General features: G+C 67.1%; 17 protein-coding genes. 10 read left to right on the top strand and 7 right to left on the bottom strand.

What is annotated here, in order from left to right:
* Nucleotides 1-2 precede the first annotated feature (2 nt).
* The 3 genes from V5734_RS14370 to V5734_RS14360 are packed head-to-tail and all read left to right on the top strand — an operon-like array spanning nt 3 to nt 5,009.
* Nucleotides 3-830, top strand: a complete 828-nt coding sequence (locus tag V5734_RS14370) for an FAD binding domain-containing protein (protein WP_347310328.1) — start codon at nt 3-5, stop codon at nt 828-830.
* Complete coding sequence (locus V5734_RS14365) at nt 827-3,526, top strand: molybdopterin-dependent oxidoreductase (RefSeq protein WP_347310327.1); 2,700 nt, start codon at nt 827-829, stop codon at nt 3,524-3,526. Before V5734_RS14370 ends, V5734_RS14365 begins: the two co-directional genes overlap by 4 nt.
* Nucleotides 3,527-3,554: 28 nt before the next feature.
* Entirely contained in the window at nt 3,555-5,009 is a 1,455-nt protein-coding gene (locus V5734_RS14360) for a 6-hydroxynicotinate reductase (RefSeq protein ID WP_347310326.1), read from the top strand.
* Between the two features lie 123 nt (nt 5,010-5,132).
* Here the strand turns inward: V5734_RS14360 and V5734_RS14355 are convergent, their stop codons facing one another.
* The 6 genes from V5734_RS14355 to V5734_RS14330 all read right to left on the bottom strand — a co-directional run bounded on the left by V5734_RS14355 (nt 5,133) and on the right by V5734_RS14330 (nt 13,068).
* Nucleotides 5,133-6,329 carry an amidohydrolase family protein gene (locus V5734_RS14355; protein WP_347310325.1) on the bottom strand — a complete coding sequence of 399 codons (1,197 nt, stop codon included), beginning with the start codon at nt 6,327-6,329 and terminating at the stop codon, nt 5,133-5,135.
* 79 nt (nt 6,330-6,408) lie between these two features.
* Nucleotides 6,409-7,713, bottom strand: a complete 1,305-nt coding sequence (locus V5734_RS14350) for a sigma-54-dependent transcriptional regulator (protein ID WP_347310324.1) — start codon at nt 7,711-7,713, stop codon at nt 6,409-6,411.
* Nucleotides 7,710-9,470 carry a sensor histidine kinase gene (locus V5734_RS14345; RefSeq protein WP_347310323.1) on the bottom strand — a complete coding sequence of 587 codons (1,761 nt, stop codon included), beginning with the start codon at nt 9,468-9,470 and terminating at the stop codon, nt 7,710-7,712. Before V5734_RS14345 ends, V5734_RS14350 begins: the two co-directional genes overlap by 4 nt.
* Before the next feature lie 122 nt (nt 9,471-9,592).
* Nucleotides 9,593-9,958: a DUF1850 domain-containing protein gene (locus V5734_RS14340; RefSeq protein WP_347310322.1), complete on the bottom strand. Its 366-nt coding sequence runs from the start codon at nt 9,956-9,958 to the stop codon at nt 9,593-9,595.
* On the bottom strand, nt 9,955-12,051 hold the full coding sequence (locus V5734_RS14335) for a TRAP transporter permease (protein WP_347310321.1): 2,097 nt from the start codon (nt 12,049-12,051) through the stop codon (nt 9,955-9,957). The genes V5734_RS14340 and V5734_RS14335 overlap by 4 nt, the downstream gene beginning before the upstream one ends.
* 66 nt (nt 12,052-12,117) lie before the next feature.
* A complete protein-coding gene (locus V5734_RS14330) occupies nt 12,118-13,068 on the bottom strand; it encodes a TAXI family TRAP transporter solute-binding subunit (protein ID WP_347310320.1) in 951 nt (316 codons plus the stop codon).
* A 225-nt stretch (nt 13,069-13,293) separates the two neighbouring features.
* On the opposite strand from V5734_RS14330, the gene V5734_RS14325 reads away from it, so the two are divergent.
* From V5734_RS14325 to V5734_RS14305, 5 genes are all read left to right on the top strand, one after another.
* On the top strand, nt 13,294-15,009 hold the full coding sequence (locus V5734_RS14325) for a sensor histidine kinase (protein ID WP_347310319.1): 1,716 nt from the start codon (nt 13,294-13,296) through the stop codon (nt 15,007-15,009).
* The gene (locus V5734_RS14320; protein ID WP_347310318.1) at nt 15,006-16,235 is read left to right on the top strand and encodes a sigma-54-dependent transcriptional regulator; all 1,230 of its coding nucleotides are present in this window, start codon (nt 15,006-15,008) and stop codon (nt 16,233-16,235) included. Before V5734_RS14325 ends, V5734_RS14320 begins: the two co-directional genes overlap by 4 nt.
* Before the next feature lie 368 nt (nt 16,236-16,603).
* Nucleotides 16,604-17,611 carry a DctP family TRAP transporter solute-binding subunit gene (locus tag V5734_RS14315; RefSeq protein WP_347310317.1) on the top strand — a complete coding sequence of 336 codons (1,008 nt, stop codon included), beginning with the start codon at nt 16,604-16,606 and terminating at the stop codon, nt 17,609-17,611.
* A gap of 78 nt (nt 17,612-17,689) precedes the next feature.
* Complete coding sequence (locus V5734_RS14310; RefSeq protein WP_347310316.1) at nt 17,690-18,370, top strand: TRAP transporter small permease; 681 nt, start codon at nt 17,690-17,692, stop codon at nt 18,368-18,370.
* 3 nt (nt 18,371-18,373) lie between these two features.
* Nucleotides 18,374-19,762: a TRAP transporter large permease gene (locus tag V5734_RS14305; RefSeq protein ID WP_347310315.1), complete on the top strand. Its 1,389-nt coding sequence runs from the start codon at nt 18,374-18,376 to the stop codon at nt 19,760-19,762.
* A 31-nt stretch (nt 19,763-19,793) separates the two neighbouring features.
* On the opposite strand, the gene V5734_RS14300 is transcribed toward V5734_RS14305, so the two are convergent.
* Nucleotides 19,794-20,666, bottom strand: coding sequence for a LysR substrate-binding domain-containing protein (locus V5734_RS14300; RefSeq protein WP_347310314.1), 873 nt, complete (start codon nt 20,664-20,666; stop codon nt 19,794-19,796).
* Nucleotides 20,667-20,801: 135 nt separating this feature from the next.
* On the opposite strand from V5734_RS14300, the gene V5734_RS14295 reads away from it, so the two are divergent.
* Nucleotides 20,802-21,989, top strand: a complete 1,188-nt coding sequence (locus V5734_RS14295; RefSeq protein WP_347310313.1) for a 2-aminoethylphosphonate--pyruvate transaminase — start codon at nt 20,802-20,804, stop codon at nt 21,987-21,989.
* 33 nt (nt 21,990-22,022) lie between these two features.
* Entirely contained in the window at nt 22,023-23,273 is a 1,251-nt protein-coding gene (gene phnA, locus V5734_RS14290) for a phosphonoacetate hydrolase (RefSeq protein WP_347310312.1), read from the top strand.
* Nucleotides 23,274-23,286: the final 13 nt, after the last annotated feature.

The raw sequence follows: 23,286 nt of genomic DNA, 5'->3' as shown, positions 1-23,286 counted from the left end.
CCATGTTCCGCCCCCGCAACCTCTCCGATGCGCTCGGCTACCTCGCCGAGGCGCCGGCGGTCGTGCTTGCCGGCGGGACGGATGTCTTCCCGTCACTCGGCGACCGCCCCGCGCCACCCCGCATTCTGGACGTGACGGCTGTTTCGGACCTCCGGGGAATCGCGCGGGCGGAGGGGCACTGGCGGATCGGCGCCGGGGTGACCTGGGCGGAGTTGATCCGCGCCGATCTGCCGGCGCAATTCGACGCGCTGAAGGCCGCCGGGAGGCAGGTCGGTTCGGTGCAGATCCAGACCACCGGGACGATCGCCGGCAACATCTGCAACGCCTCGCCTGCCGCCGACGGGGTGCCGGTCCTTCTGACGCTCGATGCGTTGGTGGAACTTGCCTCGGCCGGCGGAAGGCGCGTTGTGGCGCTGGCGGATTTCGTCACTGGGGTGCGGAAGACCGATCTGCGACCGGACGAGATGGTGACGGCAGTCCTTGTTCCCGCGATTGACGGCGACGTTCGTGCGGGTTTCGAGAAACTGGGCGCGCGTGCGTATCTCGTCATTTCTATTGTGTCCCTGGCGGTCCTTCTCCGGATCGAAGCCGGGACGGTGGCGGAGGGGCGGGTCGCGGTCGGCGCCTGTTCGCCGGTGCCGTCGCGACTTCCCGCGCTGGAGCGCGACCTGATCGGCATGCCGGCCGGGGGACTTGGGAACGGGGTGCGCGCGGACCATTTCGACGGCCTCGCTCCCATCGACGACGTGCGCGCCTCGGCCGCGTATCGACGCGACGCGGTCGCGACGCTGGCGCGGCGTATGCTTGACCGATGCGGGGCAGCGGCATGAGCGGGATCGGATTCACCCTGAATGGCCGGGCCGCCGCGCATCGGGGCGAGGGGGTCGACCGGTTGTCGCGGGTGCTTCGGACGGAGTTCGGCTGCACCGACGTGAAGGTCGGCTGCGATGCCGGCGACTGCGGCGCCTGCACGGTGCTTGTCGACGGAGAGCCGGTCTGTTCCTGCATCACCGCCGCCGGACGGGTCGAGGGGCGTCAGGTCGAAACGTTGGCGGGATTGCGCGACGGTGACCCTGTGTTTTCAACGCTTTACGCGTCGTTCCTCGCGCACGGCGCGGCGCAATGCGGGATCTGCACCCCGGGCATGATGGTGGCCGCCGTCGCCCTTCTGCGCGCGGCCCCGGCGCCGTCCGAGGCCGCGGTGCGGGACGCGCTGGGCGGTGTTCTGTGCCGCTGCACCGGCTACCGCAAGATCATCGACGCGGTGCGGGGCGTGGCCGCGCCGGTCGCGGAGGGGGGCGGCGTCGGCGCCGGCATCGCCCGCCTCGACGGCGCCCGCAAGGTCGAGGGGCGCGAGGTCTTCGGCGACGACGCCGCGCCGTCGGGCGCTCTTGTCCTCAAGGTCATCCGGGCGCCGGAGGATCATTGCCGCTTCGCCTTCGGCGATCTCGACGGTTACGCAAAGGAGCAGAAGCTCGACCTGATCCTGACCGCGCGGGATGTGCCGGGGAAGAACCTCTTCGGCACCATCCCCGGCTTCATCGACCAGCCGGTCTATGCCGAAGGCAAGGCGCTTTTCCGGGGCGAGGCGGTGGCGGCAGTCGTGGGGTGCCCTGAGGTGGTCGCAAAGCTGGATTTGCAAACTTTCCCAGTGACATGGGAGCCGATCCTCGCGGCGCGCGAGCCGAAAGCCGCCAAATCCATGACGGAGTTTCATCCGGGCCGGGCCGAGAACGTCATGTGCGCCGGCTTCGTCCGAAAGGGCGATGCCGAGGCCGCGCTGGCGCGGGCCGACATCACCGCCGAGGGCACGTTCGAGACGCGGTTCATCGAACATGCCTATATCGAGCCGGAAGCGGGCTTCGCGGACTGGAAGGACGGTCGGGTCGAGGTTTATGGCGGCACCCAGGCGCCCAACATGAACCGCGACTCGCTGGCCGAGATCCTTGGCCTTCCGGTGGAGGCGATCCGCATCGTTCCGACGGCGGTCGGCGGCGGGTTCGGATCGAAGCTCGACATCTCGTTCCAGCCCCACGTGGCCCTGGCGGCGATGAAGCTGAAGCGGCCAGTCCGAATGGTCTATTCGCGGTCGGAATCCATGGCGTCCACGACAAAACGGCATCCCGGCCTGATGCGCGTCCGGGCGGGGGCGACGAAGGATGGCAGGCTGTCCGGCTTCGCCTTCGAGGGCACGTTCAACACCGGCGCCTATTCGTCCTGGGGGCCGACCGTAGCCAACCGTGTGCCGGTCCATGCCGGCGGTCCCTATGCCCATGCCGATTACGTCGCGCGGGCCGAGGGGGTGCACACGAACTGCGTTCCCGCCGGAGCGTTCCGTGGCTTTGGTGTGCCGCAGGCGGCCATCGCGCAGGAATCGATCTTTGACGATCTCGCGAGGCAGCTCGGCATGGACCGACTGGAGTTCCGCTATCTCAACGCGCTCGATAACGGCGTTCCGACGACGACCGGACAGGTGTTCGACGGGGCGGTGGGCATCAGGCCCTGCCTCGACGCGCTGCGGACCGCCTGGCGTGGGGCCATGAAGAAGGCAAACGAATTCAATGCGAAGAAAGGCGTCCTTCGCAAGGGCGTGGGCATCGCCTGCGGCTGGTATGGCTGTGGCAACACCTCGCTGCCGAACCCGTCGACGATCCGGGCAGGGATCACGGTGGACGGAAGGATCGTGCTGCATCAGGGTGCGATGGATATCGGTCAGGGGGCGAATACGGTCATCGCCCAGATCTTCGCCGAAGCCCTCGGGGTGGACGTTCGGCAGGTGGAGATCGTCGGGCCGGACACCGATGTGACACCTGATGCCGGCAAGACCTCGGCCTCGCGGCAGACCTTTGTGTCGGGCAACGCAGCCCGGCTCACCGGGCTCGCGCTCCGCGCCGAGCTTCTGCGAAGAACCAATGCCACGGACGGGCAGATCGCGGTGGAACCGGGCGCGGTGACAGTCACTGCGCCGGGCGGCACCATCCACCATGCGGCCCTGTCCGGCGGGGGGCGTTATGCGATCGAGGCGGCCGAGACCTACGACCCGCCGACGCTGCCGCTGGATGAGAACGGGCAGGGCGTGCCCTATGCGGTCTATGGCTACACCGCGCAGATGGTGGAGCTGACGGTCGATACCGGGCTTGGGACCGTCACGCTCGACCATATCCACGCGGCCCACGATGTCGGCCGGGCGATCAATCCTGTGCTGGTGGAGGGGCAGATCCACGGCGGCGTCGCGCAGGGCATCGGCCTTGCGCTGATGGAGGAATACATCGCCGGGCGCACCGACAACCTCCACGATTATCTCATTCCGACGATCGGGGACGTGCCGCCCATCACCTCGCATATCGTCGAGGTCGCCGATCCGCACGGGCCCTACGGCGCCAAGGGTCTGGGCGAGCATGTGCTGATCCCGACCGCGCCGGCGATCCTGTCGGCGATCCGCCATGCGACGGGGGCAAGGGTGACGCGGCTTCCGGCGACGCCGGACCGGGTTCTGGCGGCGATCCGCGCCGCATGTGAGGTTTAGGATGGTTCGCCAAGCCGTTGAATCGCGTATGGAAGGCAAGATCCGCTGCGATGCCTGCCCGGTCATGTGCTACATCGCCGAAGGCCGCGCCGGGGCCTGTGACCGCTATGCGAACGAGGGCGGCGAACTGGTGCGGCTCGATCCCTTCACCGTCCTGGAGGCGGCGAAGGAGGGCGACGGCCAGATCGTGCCGTTCCTGGAGGTCGCGGCCGGCGAATGGGACGGCGACATCCTGAGGACGGAGCGCCCCTTCATCACTGCCATCGGCGCCGGGACAACCTATCCCGACTACAAGCCTGCGCCGTTCATCGTCGCGCAGGAACATGACGGAGTCGACATGGTCACCGTGGTGACCGAGGGGATCTTTTCCTATTGCGGCGCCAAGGTGAAGATCGACACCGATCGCTTCCTCGGGCCGGAAGCGGCGCCGGTGCGGGTGGACGGGGAACCGGTCGGCCATGTGATGACGGCCGAATACGGCTCCCAGATGCTGTCGCTCGGGGGCGTGCATCACCTGACTGGCGGGTCGAAGAAGGAAGGCCGCGCCACCTGCGACGCGCTCCTGAAGCTCTGCAACCGGGAGGTGGTGACGGTCAGCATCGACGGTGGATCGGACGTGGTGCTGCAGGCCGGAAAGCCACCCGTGGTGAACGGGGTCGAGGAGCACCTGATGCGGGTCGGCTGCGGGTCGGCCACGATCGGGATGTTCGCCAGGCAGTGGAGCGGGTTGGTCGACGAAGTTGTGGTCGTCGACGACCATATCACCGGGGTGCTGAGCGAGCATCAGGCGGGCAAGCTCCTTGGCGTGGCGCCGACGGGGATCAAGATCCTCGGCCACAAATCGACGCCGGGGCGCTATTTCCGCGTGGCGGACCCCGGCACCGGCTGGGGCGGCACGAATATCGAGGATCCGCTGACGATCCTCGGGCCGTGGCGGGCGCCCCAGGCCCGGCCGGGGCTGACGCTCCTGATGGTTTCGACGACCGGCGAGCAATGGGGCTACTATGTCCTCGACGACGACCTGCGGCCGGTGAAGGCAGACCTGCCCGAGAGCCTCAGGACCTCGGTCGAACGGATCGCCGAGAACTGCGAGCCCTCGGTGACCTCGGTCCTTTTCATGGGCGGAGCGGGCGGATCGCTGCGGGCAGGGGTGACCGAAAACCCGGTGCGGCTGACGCGGTCGGTGCGGGAAGCGGTGACGAATGTCACCTGCGGCGGGGCGGAGTGCTACATCTGGCCGGGTGGCGGGATCACCTTCATGGCGGATGTCATGGACATGCCGTCCAACGCCTTCGGCTACGTGCCGACCCCGGCGCTGGTGGCGCCGGTCGAGTTCACGCTGCGGCTGTCGGATTACGCGGACCTTGGCGGGCATATGGGGCAGGTGCGGCGGGTCGAGGACGTGCAGTCGGAGATCGAGCGGCGGGTGCGGACGACGCGGGCCGTGCCGGGGGCGCCGCAGGGGACGGCGCGCAAAGGCTAGGTCGGAGATCCTGCGGAGCGCCTTTCAGGCGCGCCGACCTGTCTCGCCGCCGCCGCTTGCGCGGCGGCAGCTCGGATCTGCCTCCGGCGGGAGGTATTTGCGAACAGAAGAAGGAATGCGGGCTCAGCTTCCGACGATTTCGGGCAGCCGGGTCGCAGGCGGCGTGTTGCGGCTGCGGGTGGTGCGGACGATGCCGTCGATGATGGTCATACCGACGCCGGGCAGGTTGCCCTGGTGGACCGAGCCGAGCATCGAGCCGCCGGGTGCATGCTGGGCCATGTCAAGAAGGACGAAATCGGCGGCCTTGCCCACCTCGATGATGCCGCAGTCGAGATCGCGCATCCGGGCGGTGTTGCCGGTGGCGAAGCAGAAGGCGATCTCGGGCGGCACGTCGCCCAGGGACGACAGCATCGCCACCATGCGCAGGATGCCGAGCGGCTGCACGCCCGATCCTGCCGGGGCGTCGGTGCCGAGGATGACCCGCTCCGGCTGGCCGAGTTCGAAGGCGGTGCGCATGGCCAGAAGACCGGCGCGTTCATTGCCGTTGTGGACGATCTCGATGCCCCTCAGGCAGCTTTCGCAGAGGCAGGTGATCTGGTCGTCGGGAAGGGCTGTGTGGCCGCCGTTGATATGGCCGATGATGTCGGCGTCGGCCTCGAGCACCACGTCCTTGTCGATGAGGCCGGAGCCGGGGATCGACGGACCGCCGGTATGGATCGTCGACTGGATGCCGTATTTGCGGGCCCATTTGACCATCTGGGCCGCCGTCTCGCCCGCCTTGACCGAGCCGAGGCCGACCTCGCCCAAAAGCTTCACGCCGGCATCCGCAAGGTCCTTGAAGTCGCTTTCGACCATGCCCTCTTCCAGCACCGGGGCGCCGGAATGGACCTTGACGCCCGAGGGACGAAAATTCTCGTACCAGCGCTGCGAGGCGATCGCCATCGCCTTGAGGCCGACGATATCCTTTGGCCGCCCCGGCGCATGGACCTCGCCGGCAGAAATCATCGTCGTGACGCCGCCGTGGAGGCAGCTGTCGATCCAGTTGAGCTGTTGCTGGCGCGGCGTATAGTCGCCGATCACCGGATGAACGTGGCTGTCGATGAGGCCGGGGCAGAGAGTCACGCCCTTGGCGTCCACGACCGTCGTGGCCCGATCGGTGTCGAGGTCCTTCTCGTAGCCCACCGCGACGATGCGGTCGTTTTCGCAAACGACGCAGTCGCCGTCGATCAAGGGTTCCTCGATCCTGCCGGAGAGGATCTGGCCGGTATTGCGGATGACGAGTTTGGTCTTGCCGGTCGGGGCGGGGGCGGCGTCGGCCATGCGGAAGCCTCTTCTGTGGTGCCTCGGATGGCGGGATGGTCCCACAGAAATCGTTTGTCGGCAAATGTTTTGGGCGCGCTCAGGCAGAGAGGCCGAGCCGCTTCATCTTGTCGTTCAGCGTCCGCCGGGGAATGCCCAGAAGTTGCGCCGCGCGTTCGGTGTTGCCGCGGCAACGGTCGAGGGCGGCGCGGATTTCGCGCGCCTCGAAGTCGAGAAGCCGGTCGGCCAGAGTCTCTCCGCTGATCGCGCGCGGCGCTTCTGTGTCGTCGCCGTCGATCCCGAGTGCGAAGCGTTCCGCGGCGGCCTTCAATTCGCGCACGTTTCCCGGCCAGGCACGACGCGACAGGGCGCTGCGGGTCGCGAAGGTGATCGCCGGCGCCGCGCGGCCATGACGGGCGGCGGCGCGCGCGACGAAATGCGCGAAAAGAAGGAGGATGTCGGAGCCCATCTCCGAGAGCGGCGGGGTCGCGATCTCCGCCCCGGCGAGGCGGTAGAAAAGATCGGGGCGAAACGAGCCTTCGTAGCTCATCGCCTTGAGATCGGCCTTGGAGATCGCGATGACCCGAAGGTCGAGCGGGCGCAGGCGGTTCTCGCCAAGACGCTCCACGCTGCGCTCCTGAAGCGCGCGGAGGAGTTTCGCTTGCAAGGGCAGGGGCATCGCCTCGATCTCGTCAAGGACGAGCGTTCCGCCAGAGGCCAGTTCCAGTTTGCCGGGTTTGTCGGTCGCCGCGCCGGGGAAGGCGCCGGCGGAGTAACCGAAGACCTCGGCCTCGAAGAGTGCTTCGGGCAGGGCGGCGCAGTTGAGTGCGACATAGGCACCGGCGGCGCGAAGGCTCGCGGCATGGAGGGCGCGGGCGACCAGTTCCTTCCCGGTCCCGGTTTCGCCGGTCACGACGAGGTCGACATCGAGCGGGGCGAGGGCCGCGATGCGGGCGCGGAGGGCCGTGATCGCGGGACTCTCGCCGAGGATCTCGTCGGCTGACAGGGCCGATTGCAGGCGCGCAAGCTCCCGGCGCGTCGCGCGGGCCTTGAGCGTACGGTCGATGACCAGCAGCAAATGCCCGGCATCGTAGGGCTTTTCGAGGAAATCCTCGGCCCCTTCGCGGATCGCGCGAACGGCCTGGGCCACATCGCCGTGGCCGGTCATCACGATGACCGGATGGTCGCCGCCGCGTTCTTTCAGCGCCGCGATCAAGCCGAACCCGTCGATCCCCGGCATCCTGAGATCGGTGAGGATCACGCCGGGATCAGCGCGATCGAGCGCCGCGAGCGCCTCGGCGGCACCGGGAAAGCTGATCACTTCGTGCCCGCCCGCCTCGATCAGGTCGGAGGCGGCGGCGAGGTGGTCGGCATCGTCATCGACGACGAAGACAAGGCCTTTCATTCCGCCGCCTCCCCGAGCGCGGCCACCGCCGGCAGTTCCACGGTGACCGTGGTGCCCGCGCCGGGGGCGGAGGCGATGTCGATCCTTCCGCCGAATTCGGTGACGATGGCCTGACTGATCGACAGGCCAAGGCCAAGGCCCTCGCCGCCGATCTTGGTGGAAAAGAACGGCTCCGTCACGCGCGCCATGTCCTCGGGAGCGATGCCCGCGCCGGTATCGGTGACGGCGAGGAAGGCCGTGCCCTCCCTGACGCCGGTCGCGAGGGTGACGGCGGCACCCTCGCGCCCCTCGACCGCGTCGAGGGCGTTGAGAAGGAGGTTGAGGCAGACCTGTTCGAGACGGACGGGCCCGGCCATCACCAGTGGCGCCGTGTCGGACGGCCGGAACCCTGGCGCCACGCCGGCCGCTTTCGCGCGCGGCGCGACGAGGTCGAGCGCGTTTTCGGCGACCTTGTTGAGGTCGGTGATCTGCCGGGTGTTCTGCTCCTTGCGGCTGAAGCTTTTGAGGTGCTTCGTGGTGCGCTGCATCCGGCGGATGAGGTTGCGCGCGGTGCCGATGCGGGTCGTCGTCTTCTCCGCGTCGGCGGAGAGTTCGGCGGCCGCGAGCGTCGCCTCCATCGCGGCCAGCGGTTGGCTCATTTCGTGCACGATGGCGGCGGACATCCGGCCGAGGGCGGCCATCTTCTCGGTATGGACAAGGGTTTCCTGCGCCGCGCGCAGATCGGCCTCGGTCTTCCTGCGCGCCTCGATCTCGTGTGCGAGTTCGCGCGTGCGTTCTGCGACGCGCGTTTCCAAAAGGGCGCCCTGACGCAGGCGAAGCTGGGTAAGCTGCCGCCGCTGGTTGTAGATCATGGCAAGGCCCGTCGCGGCAGTGGCGACGAGCGCAGCGCCCGCCGCCCAGAGCGCGGAGGCGGCGATGATGCGGGCAAGGGGGGCGGCGGAAATGACGCGCCAGCCATCCGCCTCGATCGCGGCGACGCGTCCGTGCAACCGGCCGCCATCGGGTCCGCGCAATGCCAGCGCCGTCGTTGCCGCTCCTGCCGGCAGAAGCGGCGGCGCCGAAGCGAGGGCGATGCCGTCATAGGTGCGGCGGGCGGCGAGTTCCGCCAGCGCCTCGGGTGAGAGGGGCGTCAGGGGGCGGTAAAGCCAGTCCGCGATGCCGGACAGGAACACCACCCCGTCGCGGTCGGCGATGGCCGTCGGGACGCCGGCGGCTTTCCAGGTTTCCTCGAGCGGCTTGAGGTCGATCTTCACCACGATCACACCCGGCGTGTCGACGCCGCCGATGCGGGTGGAGAGGAAATAGCCCGGCTTCCCGGTGGTGACGCCGATGGCGTAGAACCGACCCTTTCCTGTCGCGAGCGCATCGGTGAAATAAGGGCGGAAGGCATAATTGCTGCCAACGAAGCTTTGCGCGGTGTTCCAGTTCGACGCGGCAATCGCGGTGCCCGACGCGTCGAGCAGGTAGAGGTCGGCAGCCCCCGACCGCGCGGTCACGGTTTCGAGGTAGCGGTTGGCGGCGGCGGTCGCGGTTTCGGTCCGGTCGCGGAGCGCGACGCCGATCCGGACATCCTCGGCGGCGACGTCGGGCAGGTAGCGGAAGCGCTCGATCTCGCTCTCGATGGCGCGGCGGGTGAGGATCAGGGATTGGTCGAGTTCGGCATCGAGCGCCCTGAGCCCGGCCCGGTAGCTGAGCGCGTAGGCAAGGCCGGCCGCGATTAGGGCGACGGCAAGGAAGGTCAGGAGGATGCGGCGCATCGCCATCGTCCTCGACTGTCCCGGTCCTGCCTTTGCCACTGCCGAATTCGCCTTTGCACCCCGAGGATTCGGACCAAAGCGTAGACGAGCGCGGGGTTAAGGTCACGGTCCTGTCGCATCGCCTAGTCCGGGCAGGGCGCAAGGCGGATGGCCGTGCCGGGGCGTTCGCCGATCTCATGGCAGGTGTCGGCGTCGCAAAGCCGCCAGCCGCCGCCGGTTGCGCCCGAGGCGGCGAGGGTCAGGTCGGGAACCGGGGGAAGATCGGGTGTCCAGATCCACCAGCCGTCTTCCAGCCGCGCGCCCGGCCCGGGATCCATCCCGGCGCCTGACCCCTTCACCGCGGCTTCGGTCAGTCGCAGCGTGCGGCCTTCGATGCGCCAGCTTTCGCGCCATTCGGTCTTTTCGACGGAATGCCGCCAGGTCAGGTCGAAACTCCCCGAGGCCAGGGTCAGCATCGTGGCGCCGACGAGGAGGCAGGGACCCGTCATGCCGGCCGGGCGGTGCGGCCGCGCCAGATCGCAACGGCGAAGAGGGCGGCCAGCGCGAAGCCCGCCTCATCCGACAGCGGCAGGGCGGCGATGAGGGTGATCGCGGCCAGCGCGGCGAGCGCCCTGAGCGGCCAGCCGAGCGGGCGGCCGAGCCAGCCGATGACCGCCGAGCCCCAGAGACCGATGGCGAGAACGGTCTTGGCGACGATATAGGCGACCGCCGGCGCGAACCCCAAGGCTTCGGCCAGCGGTCCGCCATCCTGAAGCATCAGCGCGGGCGTGTAGACCGCCATGAACGGAATGACGAAGCCGGCGGCGGCGACCTTGATCGCCTCCATCGAGATCCTCAGGCCGCTTTCCTTGGCGATGGGCGCGGCGGCGAAACAGGCAAGCGCCACCGGAGGGGTCAGGTCCGCGAGGATGCCGAAATAGAAGACGAACATGTGGCTGACGATCAGCGGCACGCCAAGCGCCAGAAGCGCCGGGCCGGCGATCGAGGAGGTGATGATGTAGTTCGGGATCGTGGGGATTCCCATCCCGAGTACGATGCAGGTGATCATCGTCAGGATCAGCGACAGGATAAGGCTCTTGTCGCCGACATGGACGATGAACTGGCCGAACGTGTTGGCCGCCCCGGTCAGGGTCATCGTGCCGATGATGATCCCGACAAGCGCGCAGGCGATGCCGACCGGCAAGGCGGTCTTCGCCCCTTCGGCCAGGCTGTCGCGGCAGAGCGTCAGCGTCTCGCGCCCGCCTTTCGAGATCGCGTTCCAGCCGATGAGCGCGGCGATGGCGACGGCGACGGGCAGGATGCCGAATTCAAAGAACGCGGCAGCGACCGCGCCGAGGCCGATCCAGAAGAGGATGCGGATGACGCCTTCGGGCAGACCAAGCGCGACAGAGCCGCCGAGGATGAGCATCACCGTCATGGCAAGGCCGATCGTTCCGGCGAAGAGGGGCGTGAAGCCGGAGAAGAGGAGGTAGACGAGCACCGCCAGAGGCAGGATCAGGTACCAGTTCTCCTTCAGCGCCTTGACCGGCGACGGCAGGTCGGCCTTCGCCATGCCCCGAAGGCCGTGGCGGCCGGCTTCAAGATGGACCATCCAGAAGGCCGAGGCGAAGTAGAGGATCGCCGGGATCAGCGCCGCGCGCACGACCTCGATGTATTCGACGCCCAATGTCTCGGCCATGATGAAGGCGACCGCACCCATCACCGGCGGCATGAGTTGGCCGCCCATGGATGAGGTGGATTCGACCCCGCCCGCAAAGGCCGGGCGATAGCCGAATCTTTTCATCAGCGGGATGGTGAACTGACCCGTCGTCACGACATTGGCGACGCCCGAGCCCGAGATCGTGCCCATGAGGCCCGAGGAAACCACGGCGACCTTCGCCGCGCCGCCCTGCTTGTGGCCGACGAGGCCGAGCGAGACATCGGTGAAGAGCTTGATCATCCCCGCGCGTTCGAGGAACGAGCCGAAGAGGATGAAGAGGAAGATGTAGGATGATGAGACATAGGTCGGGATGCCGTAAATCCCTTCGGTCCCATAGGCCATGTGGTCGATGACCTGCGAAAAATCGTAGCCGCGATGATTGAGCGGCGACGGCAGATGCTCGCCGAAGAAACAATAGGCCAGGAACGCGCCCGCGATGATCGGCAGGGCCGGCCCCATCAGCGACCAGGCGGCGGCGAAGACGGTGAAGATCGCGAGGATGCCGAAGACGATGTCGCGGGGCAGGGGATCGCCGGCGCGCAGGATGAGGGGTGTATATTCCCACCACTGGTAGAGCGCGACGAGAACGCCGGCGAGCGCCATCGTCCAGGCCAGCGCCTTCATCGGTGGCGACTTCCGCCGGAGCGCCGCAAGCAGAGGAAAACCGAGAAGCGTCAGGAACCCGACATGGAAGGCGCGGACGATCTGGCTCGGAAGGTCGACGAGATGCGCCGCCGTGGCAATCTGGAAGACCGAAAAGGCGACGGCGATCCAGAAGAGCGCGCGCCCCTCCGCAGTCGCGGGAAAGCTCTCGGCCAGGGGATCGTGCAGCCCCAGATCGGGCGCATCCTTTGGCAAGTCGTGATGAATGTCCTGAGACATGCGGCTTTCCCCTCCCCTTGAAAACCGTGCGGACCGGGCGGCGCGGGGCCGCCCGGTCCGTCGAGCTTACATCAGGCCGGCTTCCTTGTAGAAGCGTTCGGCGCCCGGATGCAGCGGGATCGGCATGCCGTTGAGGGCATTTTCGAGCTTGATCTGCGCGGCGGCCTTGTGGGCGGCCTCAAGCTCTCCGAGATGTTCGAAGAGAAGCTTCGTCATCTGGTAGGCGGTCTCATCCGAGACATCCTCATGCGTGACGAGGAAGTTGACGACGGCCACGGTCGGCACGTCCGCGTCCTGGCCCTGGTAGGTGCCGGCGGGGATGGTCGCGGCGATGTAGGGTGCGCCGAGCTTCTCGACGACCTCGGGCGGGACGGCCACCATGTTGATGTCGATCGAGGTGGCGAGGTCCTTGATCGAGGCGACGCCGAGGCCGGCCGATTGCAGCGTCGCGTCAAGCTGGCGGTTCTTCATCAGTTCGACCGATTCCGCGAAGGGCAGGTATTCGACCTTCGCAAGGTCGTCATAGCTCATCCCGGCGGCGGCGAAGATCGCGCGCGCGTTGAGTTCCGTGCCGGACTTCGGTGCGCCGACCGACATGCTCGTGCCTTTCAGCGCATCGAGCGACGTGGCGCCGCAGGACGCGCAGGCGACGATCTGGATGTAGTTCGGATAGACGGCGGCGATCCCGCGCAGCTTCGAAAGCGGCTCCTTGAAGCCGGCATCGGCATTGCCTTCCCAGGCGAGTTTCACGCTGTCGCCGAGGGCGAGCGCCAGTTCGCCCTTGCCCTGCTGGAGAAGGTTGAGGTTCTCGACCGAGGCCTTGGTCGACTGCACTTGGGTACGGGCGCCCTCGATGTTGTCGGCGTAGATCTTCGACAGGCCGACGCCGAGCGGATAGTAGACGCCCGACGTGCCGCCGGTGAGGATATTGATGAACTCCTCGGCCTGCCCGGTGGCGGGCGCCGCGAGCGTGGCGGCGACGAGAATTGCCGCGAATTTGCCTTTCAGATTGATCATGCTGTCCTCCCAATGACGCATCGTCCCGCCCGGTATGCCCGGTCGGGGATGGGGTTTGCTAGTCGCGCGGGCGCGGCGCGCACAAACTCTTTCGCCCGCATGGGCGAAATTTCCGCGCAGGTTCCCGCCACGCCCGGCGCAGTTTCTTGCCTTCGTCTCCCGCGTGTTCCGTCTGGCCTTCGCCCCCGTGCCTTCGCTAGACTGCGAACCCGGAGGAGGAGGCGCATGATCCGACGCGCGGCCGTTCTGGCCGTCTTTCTCGTGTTGGCGGCAGGCGTCACCGGCGGGGTCTGGTGGCGAGCGTTGACAGATGCGCTGTCGCGGCTGGAAGAGCGCGGGCAGGCCGATCTTGCGCTGGCGGGCGACCGGCTTCTGGGTCAGCTTCAGCGGTATCGGGAAATGACGGTCCTGATGGCCGACCATCCGGACGTCTTGGCGCTGGCGCTCGATCGCGGCAGGCCGCCGGCGCCGGTGGATGCGCTTTTGCAGCGGACGGCCGACATGACCCGCTCGGACGAGCTGATGCTGACCGACAGTGCGGGGCGTGTCCTGGCCGCCTCGGGCTCCGACAAGGGGACCGACCGCTCCGCCACGCCCTATTTCAAGCGCGCGATGCAGGGTGCGCTCGGCTTTCACCACGAGATCGATCTTGTGACCGGTCGCCGCTTCTTCGTCTATGCCGCGCCGGTCTTTTCGCCCGAAGGGCCGGTCGCGGGCGCGCTTATCTCACGCATCGACACCGAGGCGGTCGAGGTGATCTGGCGCGGTGAGCCGATGATCGTGTTCTTCACCGACCGCGACGGCGTCGCCTTCGTGTCGAACCGGGACGAACTGATCCTCGTGCGGCTCTCGCTCCTGCCGGACGGGGCGAGCGACAAGCTCTTGCGGCGCGAAGAGAGGACGCTGGGGCGCCACGTCGTCTGGGATCTCGACGGCGGGCCCTATCTGCCGGCCCATGCGCTGCATCTGACCCGGGACCTGCCGGTGATCGGGATGACCGGCGAAGCGCTCGTGGATGTCGCTCCGGCCGAACGCCAGGCCGTTCTCCAGGCGCTGGTGGCGGCGCTCGTCTGTCTCGGTCTGGGCGCGGTTCTCTATGCCCTGATGGAGCGGCGCCGGGCGCTGGCCGGGCGGCTCGCCGCCGAGGCGGAGGCGAATGCCCAGCTAGAGATCCGCGTCGCCGAACGGACGCGTGAGCTGACCGAGGCCAACGATCAGCTGCGCCGGGCCCAGGCGGAACTGGTGCAGGCCGGAAAGCTCTCCGCGCTCGGCCAGATGTCGGCCGGGATCAGCCACGAACTCAACCAGCCCCTGATGGCGATCCAGTCCTATGCCGAGAATGCCGGCCTCTTCCTCGACCGGGAGGAGCCGGTCCGCGCGGCGGAGAACCTCGGCCGGATCTCGGATCTGGCCCGCCGCATGGGGCGGATCATCAAGAACCTGCGCGCCTTCGCGCGGCAGGAAAGCGAGGGGATGAGCGATGTGGATCTCGTCCAGGTCGTCGCGGCGGCGCTGGAGCTGACCGAAGCGCGGCTCAGGGCGGCGTCGGTCCGGGTCGACTGGGCGCCGCCCGCGCGGCCGGTCTGGGTCAGGGGCGGCGAGGTGCGGCTCCAGCAGGTGCTCGTCAACCTTCTTGCCAATGCCGCCGACGCGATGGAGGGCGGCGGGACCGTGACGATCCGCGTCGCACGGGCCGACGGGCGCGTGCGGATTTCGGTCGCCGACACCGGGCCGGGCATCGCCGAGCCCGACCGCATCTTCGACCCCTTCTATTCGACGAAGGAGGTGGGGGCGAGCGAGGGCATGGGCCTTGGCCTCTCGATCTCTTACGGCATCGTCCAGAGCTTCGGCGGCACGATCGCGGGGCGCAACCGCGACAGCGGCGGGGCGGAATTCACGGTGGAACTGGCGGCGGCGGCGCGGGGGGCGAAGGCGGCATGACGGACAGGGTGCTTCTGGTCGATGACGACCGCGCGGTGCGCGAGGCCCTGGGCCAAACGCTCGAACTCGCCGGCCACAGGCCGATCCTGGCGGGAAGCTTCATCGAGGCGAAGGACCACATCTCGGCCGACTTCGCCGGTATCGTGGTCAGCGATATCCGCATGCCGGGCAAGGACGGCTTCGCGCTTCTCGACCACGCCCGTAAGGTCGATCCCGACCTGCCGGTGATCCTTCTGACCGGCGAGGGCGACGTGCCGACTGCCGTCCGGGGAATGGCGGGCGGTGCGTTCGATTTCCTCGAAAAACCGTGCGGCCCGTCGGACTTTCTCGCCGTCGTCGGCAAGGCGCTGAAGACACGGGCGCTCATCCTGGAGAACCGCGCGCTGAAGCGCGAGATCCGGCGCGGCGACGCGGCGTCGCGCATGCTGGTCGGCTCCTCGGCGATCTCCGAACAGATGCGCGAGGCGGCCCGGCGCGCGGCGCGGACCTCGGCCGAGGTGCTGATCTCGGGTCCGCCGGGGGCGGGGACGGCGAAGATGGCGGAGGTCGTCCACCTTCTCTCCGCCGCCGCGATGCGCCCCTTTCAGAAGCTCTCCGCCGCCGCAGCGACGCCAGAGACGCTGGCCGCCCTCTTCGGGCGGGCCGAGGGCGGGTCGATCTTTCTCGACGAGGTCGCGGCCCTGCCGCCGGCGGCGCAGTTCGCGCTTCTCGACCTGATCGACAGCCACCCCGGCACAAGGGTCATTGCCGGCACCTACCGCGATCTTGCCCGCGAGGCGGCCGAGGGGCGTTTCAACCCCGACCTCTTCTACAAGCTCGACGTGATGCGGGTGCGGATCCCCGCGCTGACCGAACGGCCCGAGGATATTCCCGTCCTTTTCCGGCACTATGTCTCCATCGCCTGTGAGCAGTCCGACCTGCCGATGCCGGAAATCACCCCCGAAGTGATCGCGGACCTCATGGCACAGGACTGGCCCGGAAATTCCCGCGCCCTGATGAACGCCGCGATGCGCTTTGCAATGGGGCTGGGAGAGACGCACGAGGACGCCGAAGCCCCCGGCCTCGCCGGCCAGATGGCCCGGGTGGAGCGGTCGCTTCTGATCGAGGCGCTGGTCCGGCAGGGGGGAAACGCGACCGAGGCGGCTGCCGCGCTGAAACTGCCGCGCAAGACCTTCTACGATAAGCTGGCCCGGCACGGGATCCGGGCAGAGGACTATCGCGGCTGAGGCGACGGAAGCGGGCACGGGCCGCACCGTGCTGACCAGCGGGCGCGAGGTCGTCAGTCTGCGACCGAAGATATTCGACCCGTTGAGGGCCATCGTCGAGGGGGCCCTGTGCGATTCCGCGGCGGTATGGCCCGGCGCGGTGTGCGGATTTCCGCACGGTGAGCGATAACCTTTGTGTGAAATTCCGCCCGGCCATTGTGCGGCGCGCCTCAAGAAATTTTCGTAATATACAGAAATGAATGTGAAAAATCTGACTTTCCTTGCGCGGAAAACTAATCGTTGATCGCGGCGCCCAGCACCGCTTTGCTGTCGTGGATCGCTGTACCCACAGCGTGACGAACGAGTGAATCGACGACGGGAGGAAACCGATGAAGACGATGACAACCGCCATGACGGCGATCGCGCTTGCCTTGTCCGCCGGCGCGGCCGTGGCGAGCCCCGGCTGCGACGAGGGCGAGATCGTGATGAAGTTCGCCCATGTGACGAACTCCGACAAGCATCCGAAAGGCATTGCCGCGAGCCTCTTCGCCGAGCGGGTGAACAACGAGATGGACGGCAAGGCCTGCATGGAGGTCTATCCGAACTCCACGCTTTACGACGACGACCAGGTGCTCGAAGCCATGCTTCAGGGCGACGTGCAGTTCGCTGCCCCCTCGCTGTCGAAGTTCGAGGCCTTCACCAAGCAGTTCCAGATCTTCGACCTGCCGTTCATGTTCAAGAACATCGAGGCGGTGGACGGGTTCCAGAACTCCGAATCCGGCCAGGCGATGAAGGAATCGATGGTCCGGCGCGGGCTTCTCGGCCTTGAATTCTGGCACAACGGGCTGAAGCAGATGTCGGCGAACAAGCCGGTTCTGCTGCCCGAGGACATGAAGGGGCTGAAGATCCGCGTGCAGCCCTCGGACGTGATCGTCGCCCAGATGGAAGCGCTTGGCGCCTCGCCGCAGCCGATGGCGTTCGCCGAGGTTTACGGTGCGCTTCAGACCGGCGTTGTCGACGGGCAGGAGAACACCTGGTCGAACATCTACGGCCAGAAGTTCTACGAGGTGCAGGACGGCACGACCGAAACCAACCACGGCGTGCTCGACTATCTCGTCGTCGCCTCGGTCGACTGGATGGACAGCCTGCCCGAGGACGTGCGCACGCAGGTCACGACGATCCTCAAAGAGGTGACGACAGAGCGCAACGCCGCCGTCGGCCAGGTTGACGCCGACGCGCGCCAGGCAATCCTCGACGCCGGCGGGGTGATCCGCGAGCTTGACGACGCGCAGCGCCAGGCCTGGGTCGAGGCGATGAAGCCCGTCTGGGACAAGTTCGTCGACGGTGTCGGCCAGAACAACATCGACGCGGCGCAGGCCTTCAACTCCGGCAGCTGAGGCGCCACGCACGAACGGGGTTGACCGGACCCGGCTGGGGATGGCCGGGTCCGGACTGCCGGACAGGGGGAGGGGACAATGAGCGGCAAATACGAGCCCGCCACCGGCCTTGGCCGCGTGGTTCACGAATTCGAGGAAACCGTCATCGCCGTGATACTCGGGCTGATGACGGTCATTACCTTCGTCAACGTCGTCCTGCGCTACGTCTTCAACTCCTCGCTGATCTGGGGGCTTGAACTGACGTCGGCGCTCTTCGCGTGGCTGGTGCTCTTCGGCATGTCCTACGCCGTCAAGACGACCGCCCATCTCGGGGTCGATGCGGTCATCAACATCCTGCCCCATCGCGGCCGCCGCATCCTCGCGCTCGTCGCGGCGGCCTGCTGCCTCGTCTATGCGTTCCTGTTGATGAAGGGCGCCTGGGATTACTGGGCGCCGTTCGGCGGGTTCGAGCAGACCGGCGGGCGCTGGTTCCCCGAAGGGTTCATCAAGACCCGCGACCAGGCCTGGTACGAGACCGAGCAGATCCCGATGCCGGACTGGCTGAGATTCATCGAGCCGATCTTCAACCAGGGCGAGCACTACGAAAAGCTCCCGCGGTTCATTCCCTATGTCATGCTGCCGCTTGGTTGCGCGCTGCTGCTGTTCCGGCTGATCCAGGCGAGCTGGGGCATCGTCACCGGCACCCGCGAAAGCCTGATCGTCAGCCACGAGGCCGAGGACGCGGTCGACGACGTCCGCCACATGAATTTCGAGGAATAACATATGGAAGTCGTTCTTCTTTTCGTGATGGTTGTCGGCTTCATGCTGATCGGCGTGCCGATCGCGATCTCGCTCGGCCTGTCGTCCACGCTGTTCCTCCTGTGGTTCTCCGACACCTCGCTCGCCTCGATCGCGCAGACGCTCTATCAGGCGATGGAGGGGCACGCGACGCTTCTGGCGATCCCGTTCTTCATCCTCGCCTCAAGCTTCATGTCGACGGGCGGCGTGGCCAAGCGGATCATCCGCTTCTCCATTGCCTGCGTCGGCCACTTGCCGGGCGGGCTCGCCATTGCCGGGGTCTTCGCCTGCATGCTCTTCGCCGCCCTCTCGGGGTCGAGCCCCGCGACCGTGGTCGCCATCGGCTCCATCGTCATCGCAGCGATGCGGCAGGTGGGCTATTCCAAGGACTTCGCGGCGGGCGTGATCTGCAATGCCGGCACGCTCGGTATCCTCATTCCGCCTTCCATCGTCATGGTCGTCTATGCCTCGGCCACCGACGTCTCGGTCGGGCGGATGTTCCTCGCCGGTGTGTTCCCCGGCCTTCTGGCGGGCGGCATGCTGATGGCCACGATCCTGATCTGGGCGATCTGGAAGAACCTGCCCAAGGGCGAATGGCTCGGCTGGGGCGAGATCGCCGAAAGCTTCGGCGAGGCGTTCTGGGGCCTGATGTTGATCGTCATCATCATGGTCGGCCTCTACGGCATTCCCGGCATCACCAAGGCGATCTTCACACCGACCGAAGCCGCCGCCGTCGCCTCCGTCTGGGCCTTCATCGTGGCGACGTTCATCTACCGCGACATGGGGCCCCTGGCGCGGGAAGGAAAGAATCTGTCGCTTATCCAGAAGCCGATGGCACTTCTGACCTGTCTTGTTCACCGAGATACGAAGGCGACGCTGTTCGAGGCCGGCAAGCTGACCGTCACCCTGATGTTCATCATCGCCAATGCGCTGATCCTGAAGCATGTGCTGACCGACGAGCAGATCCCGCAGCAGATCGCCGCCGCGATGCTCGACGCGGGCTTTGGGAAGATCGTGTTCCTCATCATCGTCAACGTGATCCTTCTGATCGGCGGCCAGTTCATGGAACCCTCGGGCCTCATCCTGATCGTGGCGCCGCTGGTCTTCCCCATCGCCATCTCGCTCGGGGTCGATCCGATCCATCTCGGCATCATCATGGTGGTGAACATGGAGATCGGGATGATCACCCCGCCGGTCGGCCTCAACCTCTTCGTGACCTCGGGCGTTGCTGGCATGTCGATGATGCGTGTGGTGAAGGCGGCGCTGCCGTTCCTCGCCGTGCTGTTCGTCTTCCTGATCATCGTCACCTACGTGCCGATCCTCTCGACCTGGCTGCCGACGCAGGTGATGGGGCCGGAGACCATCGTGAAGTGAGGCGCCGGACAAAGGCGCGTTCTGCCGCCGGCTAGCGGCCCGCCATCTCGCGCGCGATGTCGAAGAAGGTCTGGACGAGCTTGCCGCCCTTCCGCTCGCGCAGGCAGACCAGCGCCTCGTCCATCACCATCGCTCCGGCCCCCTCGACCGGGATCGCGACAAGCCGCGCGTCGGCGCCGAATTCCGCCGCCGAGACAAAGCCGATCCCGGCGCCGGATGCCACGATCTCGCGCACCGCCTCGCGCCCTTCGGCCTCGATCGCCGGGATCAGGGCGACGCCGGCAGCGCGAGCCGCGTCTTCCAGCTTGCGGCGTGTCTTCGATCCTTCTTCGCGCAGCACCAGCGGCAGGTTCTTCAATTCGGCGAAGCTCAGCGACGCGCGCCGGGCCAGCGGGTGGGTTCGTGCGACGAAAGCGGTGATCGGGGTGGAGTTCAGCTGCAACGCCTCGATATCGCGGCTTTCGGGCAGGTCGCCCAGAACCCCGATATCGGCCTCGTAGCCGTGGAGCGCGGCCAGAACGCTTTCGGTATTGCCCGCGCGAACGGTGATCTTCACGCCGGGATGCCGCTCGCGGAACCGCGCGAGGATATGGAGGAGGTGGTGGGCGCTGTCGGCAACGATGCGCAGCGTCCCGGCGCGCAGCGCGCGCGATTCCGAAAGGAGTTCCAGTGCCTGCTGTTCGCTGTCGAACAGTCTTCGCGTGATCTCCAGAAGCTTCTCGCCCTGCGGGGTCAGGCTCACCTGCTTCTTGTGGCGATTGAAGAGGAGGAGGTCGTATTCCTCCTCGAGCTTGCGGACCTGATCGGAGATCGCCGGTTGGGTGAGGTGAAGCTCTTCTGCCGCGCGGGAAAAGCCGCCGGAGATGGCGACGTAGTGGAAGGCGCGAAGCTGGACGTAACGCATGGGCAAGGCTCTCGGGTGGCTACCTGACGGTATAAAAGTAAAACTTATGGATCAATCTAAAATAACGATTTTACATATGGGTTGGCGCGTGGGACATGCGAGGCATCCCGTGCTGCCCGTCAAGGAGGTCCGCCGATGCCGTCCCGTTCCGAACCACTGCCCGCGCCGAAGCTGGGCGAGCCCTACCTCCTGACGCCGGGGCCGCTCACCACGGCTTACGAGGTCAAGGAGGCGATGCTGCGCGACTGGGGGTCGTGGGATGCCGATTTCCGGGCGATGACGAAATCGCTGCGTGACCAGATCGTGGCGCTGGCAGGCGACACGACGGGGGAGTTCACCTGCGTTCCGGTTCAGGGCTCCGGCTCCTTCGCGGTCGAGGCGATGCTGGGCACCTTCGTGCCCCGCGACGGCAAGGTGCTGGTGCTGGCCAACGGCGCCTACGGGCTTCGCGCGGCCGAGACGATGCGCTATCTCGGCCGGGCCTACACCCTCATCGACAAGGGCGACTACATGCCGCCGCGCGGAGACGAGGTCGGTGCCGCGCTTGACGCCGATCCGGCGATCACGCACGTGATCGCGATCCACTGCGAGACGTCGAGCGGTATCCTGAATCCGGTCGCCGAGATTTCCGAGGCCGTTTATGCGCGCGGCAGGAAGCTCCTGATCGACTCGATGTCGGCGTTCGGCGCGTTGCCGCTGAACGTGACCGAGATCCGGTACGAGGCGATGGTCTCCTCGGCCAACAAGTGTATCGAGGGCGTGCCGGGCTTCGGCTTCGTCGTCGCACGGCGGACCGAGATCGAGGCCGCGAAGGGCAACAGCCATTCGCTGGCGCTCGATCTTCATGCCCAGTGGGCCTACATGGAAAAGACCGGTCAGTGGCGCTACACGCCGCCGACCCATGTCGTCGCGGCCTTTCTCGAGGCGCTGCGCCTGCACGCGGCGGAAGGCGGCGTCGCCGCGCGCGGCGCGCGCTACACCCGCAACCGCGACGTGATGGTGGAAGGGATGCGGGATCTCGGCTTCGAGACGCTTTTGAAGGACCGCTGGCTCAGCCCGATCATCGTCACCTTCTTTTGCCCGGCCGATCCCAGGTTCGTCTTCGCCGACTTCTACGACCGCATGAAGGCCAAGGGCTTCATCATCTATCCGGGCAAGCTGACGGTCGTGGATTCGTTCCGCATCGGTTGCATCGGGCGGATGGACGAGCATGTGATGCTGAAGGTGGTGCGGGCTGCGAAGGAATCGCTGGCTGGGATGGGCGTGGCCTCGGCCGCGCCGCCCGAAGCGGCCATCGCTGAACGCGCCAAACTCGCCGCCTGAGGCGCAAACGGAATTCTGACGGAAGGACTGACGATGAACATTCAAAACCGCGCCCCCGTGATTGCGAACGGTCGTGCCTATCCGTGGCCGAAGGTGCCCGCCATCGCGATCTGCCTTGACGGGTGCGAGCCGGCGTATCTGGAGGTGGCGATCGCGGAAGGTCTGATGCCGAACCTCAAGCGGATGCGCGCGACTGGCACCGACCGTCTGGCGCATTCGGTCATTCCGTCCTTCACCAACCCGAACAACCTGTCCATTGCCACCGGCCGGCCGCCGAGTGTGCACGGGATCTGCGGCAACTACCTCTACGACCCGGAGACGGGCGAAGAGGTGATGATGAACGACGTGCGGTTCCTGCGCGCGCCGACGGTGTTTTCGCGCTTCTACGAGGCGGGCGCGCGGGTCGCGGTGGTGACGGCGAAGGACAAGCTGCGCGCGCTCCTGGGCGCGGGGCTGAGGTTCGACGAGGATCGCGCCATCGCGTTCTCCTCGGAAAAATCCGACACGACGACCAAGGCGGACCACGGGATCGACAATGCGAGCGCCTGGCTCGGCATGCCGGTGCCGGAGGTCTATTCGGCGGAGCTGTCGGAGTTCGTCTTCGCCGCGGGCGTAAAGCTTCTGAAGGAGTGGGCGCCCGACGTGATGTATCTCTCGACGACCGATTACGTGCAGCACAAATACGCCCCCGACCAGCAGGGGGCGAAGGACTTCTACGAGATGTTCGACCGCTACCTCGGTGCGCTCGACGCGCTCGGCGCCGCCATCGTCGTGACGGCGGACCACGGCATGAAGCCCAAGCACAATGCCGACGGGACGCCGGCGGTGATCTACGTGCAGGACCTGATGGACGACTGGCTCGGCAAGGACGCGGCGCGGGTGATCCTGCCGATCACCGATCCTTACGTCGTCCACCACGGCGCGCTCGGCTCGTTCGCCACGGCCTATCTGCCCGAAGGTGCGGACAAGGCCGGCATCATGGCCCGCCTCGCGGCATTGCCGGAGCTGATCCTGGTCGTGGACCGCGCGGAGGCGGTGAAGCGGTTCGAGCTGCCCGCCGACCGGATCGGCGATATCGTGATGATCTCGGGCGAGACCATGACCATCGGCACCTCGGAACATCGCCACAACCTCGCCGCGCTGAAGGAGCCCTTGCGGAGCCACGGCGGCTTGACCGAGCAGGAGGTGCCCTTCATCGTCAACCGTGTCGTCGACCTGCCGAACGCGCCGGTTCTGAGGAACTTCGACGCCTTCTTCTACGCCACCACTGCGGCGGCGCTCTGACCATGAAGGATCA

The organism is Defluviimonas sp. SAOS-178_SWC (assembly GCF_039830135.1).
In the GTDB taxonomy this organism is placed as follows: domain Bacteria; phylum Pseudomonadota; class Alphaproteobacteria; order Rhodobacterales; family Rhodobacteraceae; genus Albidovulum.
This window is presented reverse-complemented; position numbering and strand designations above follow the sequence as displayed.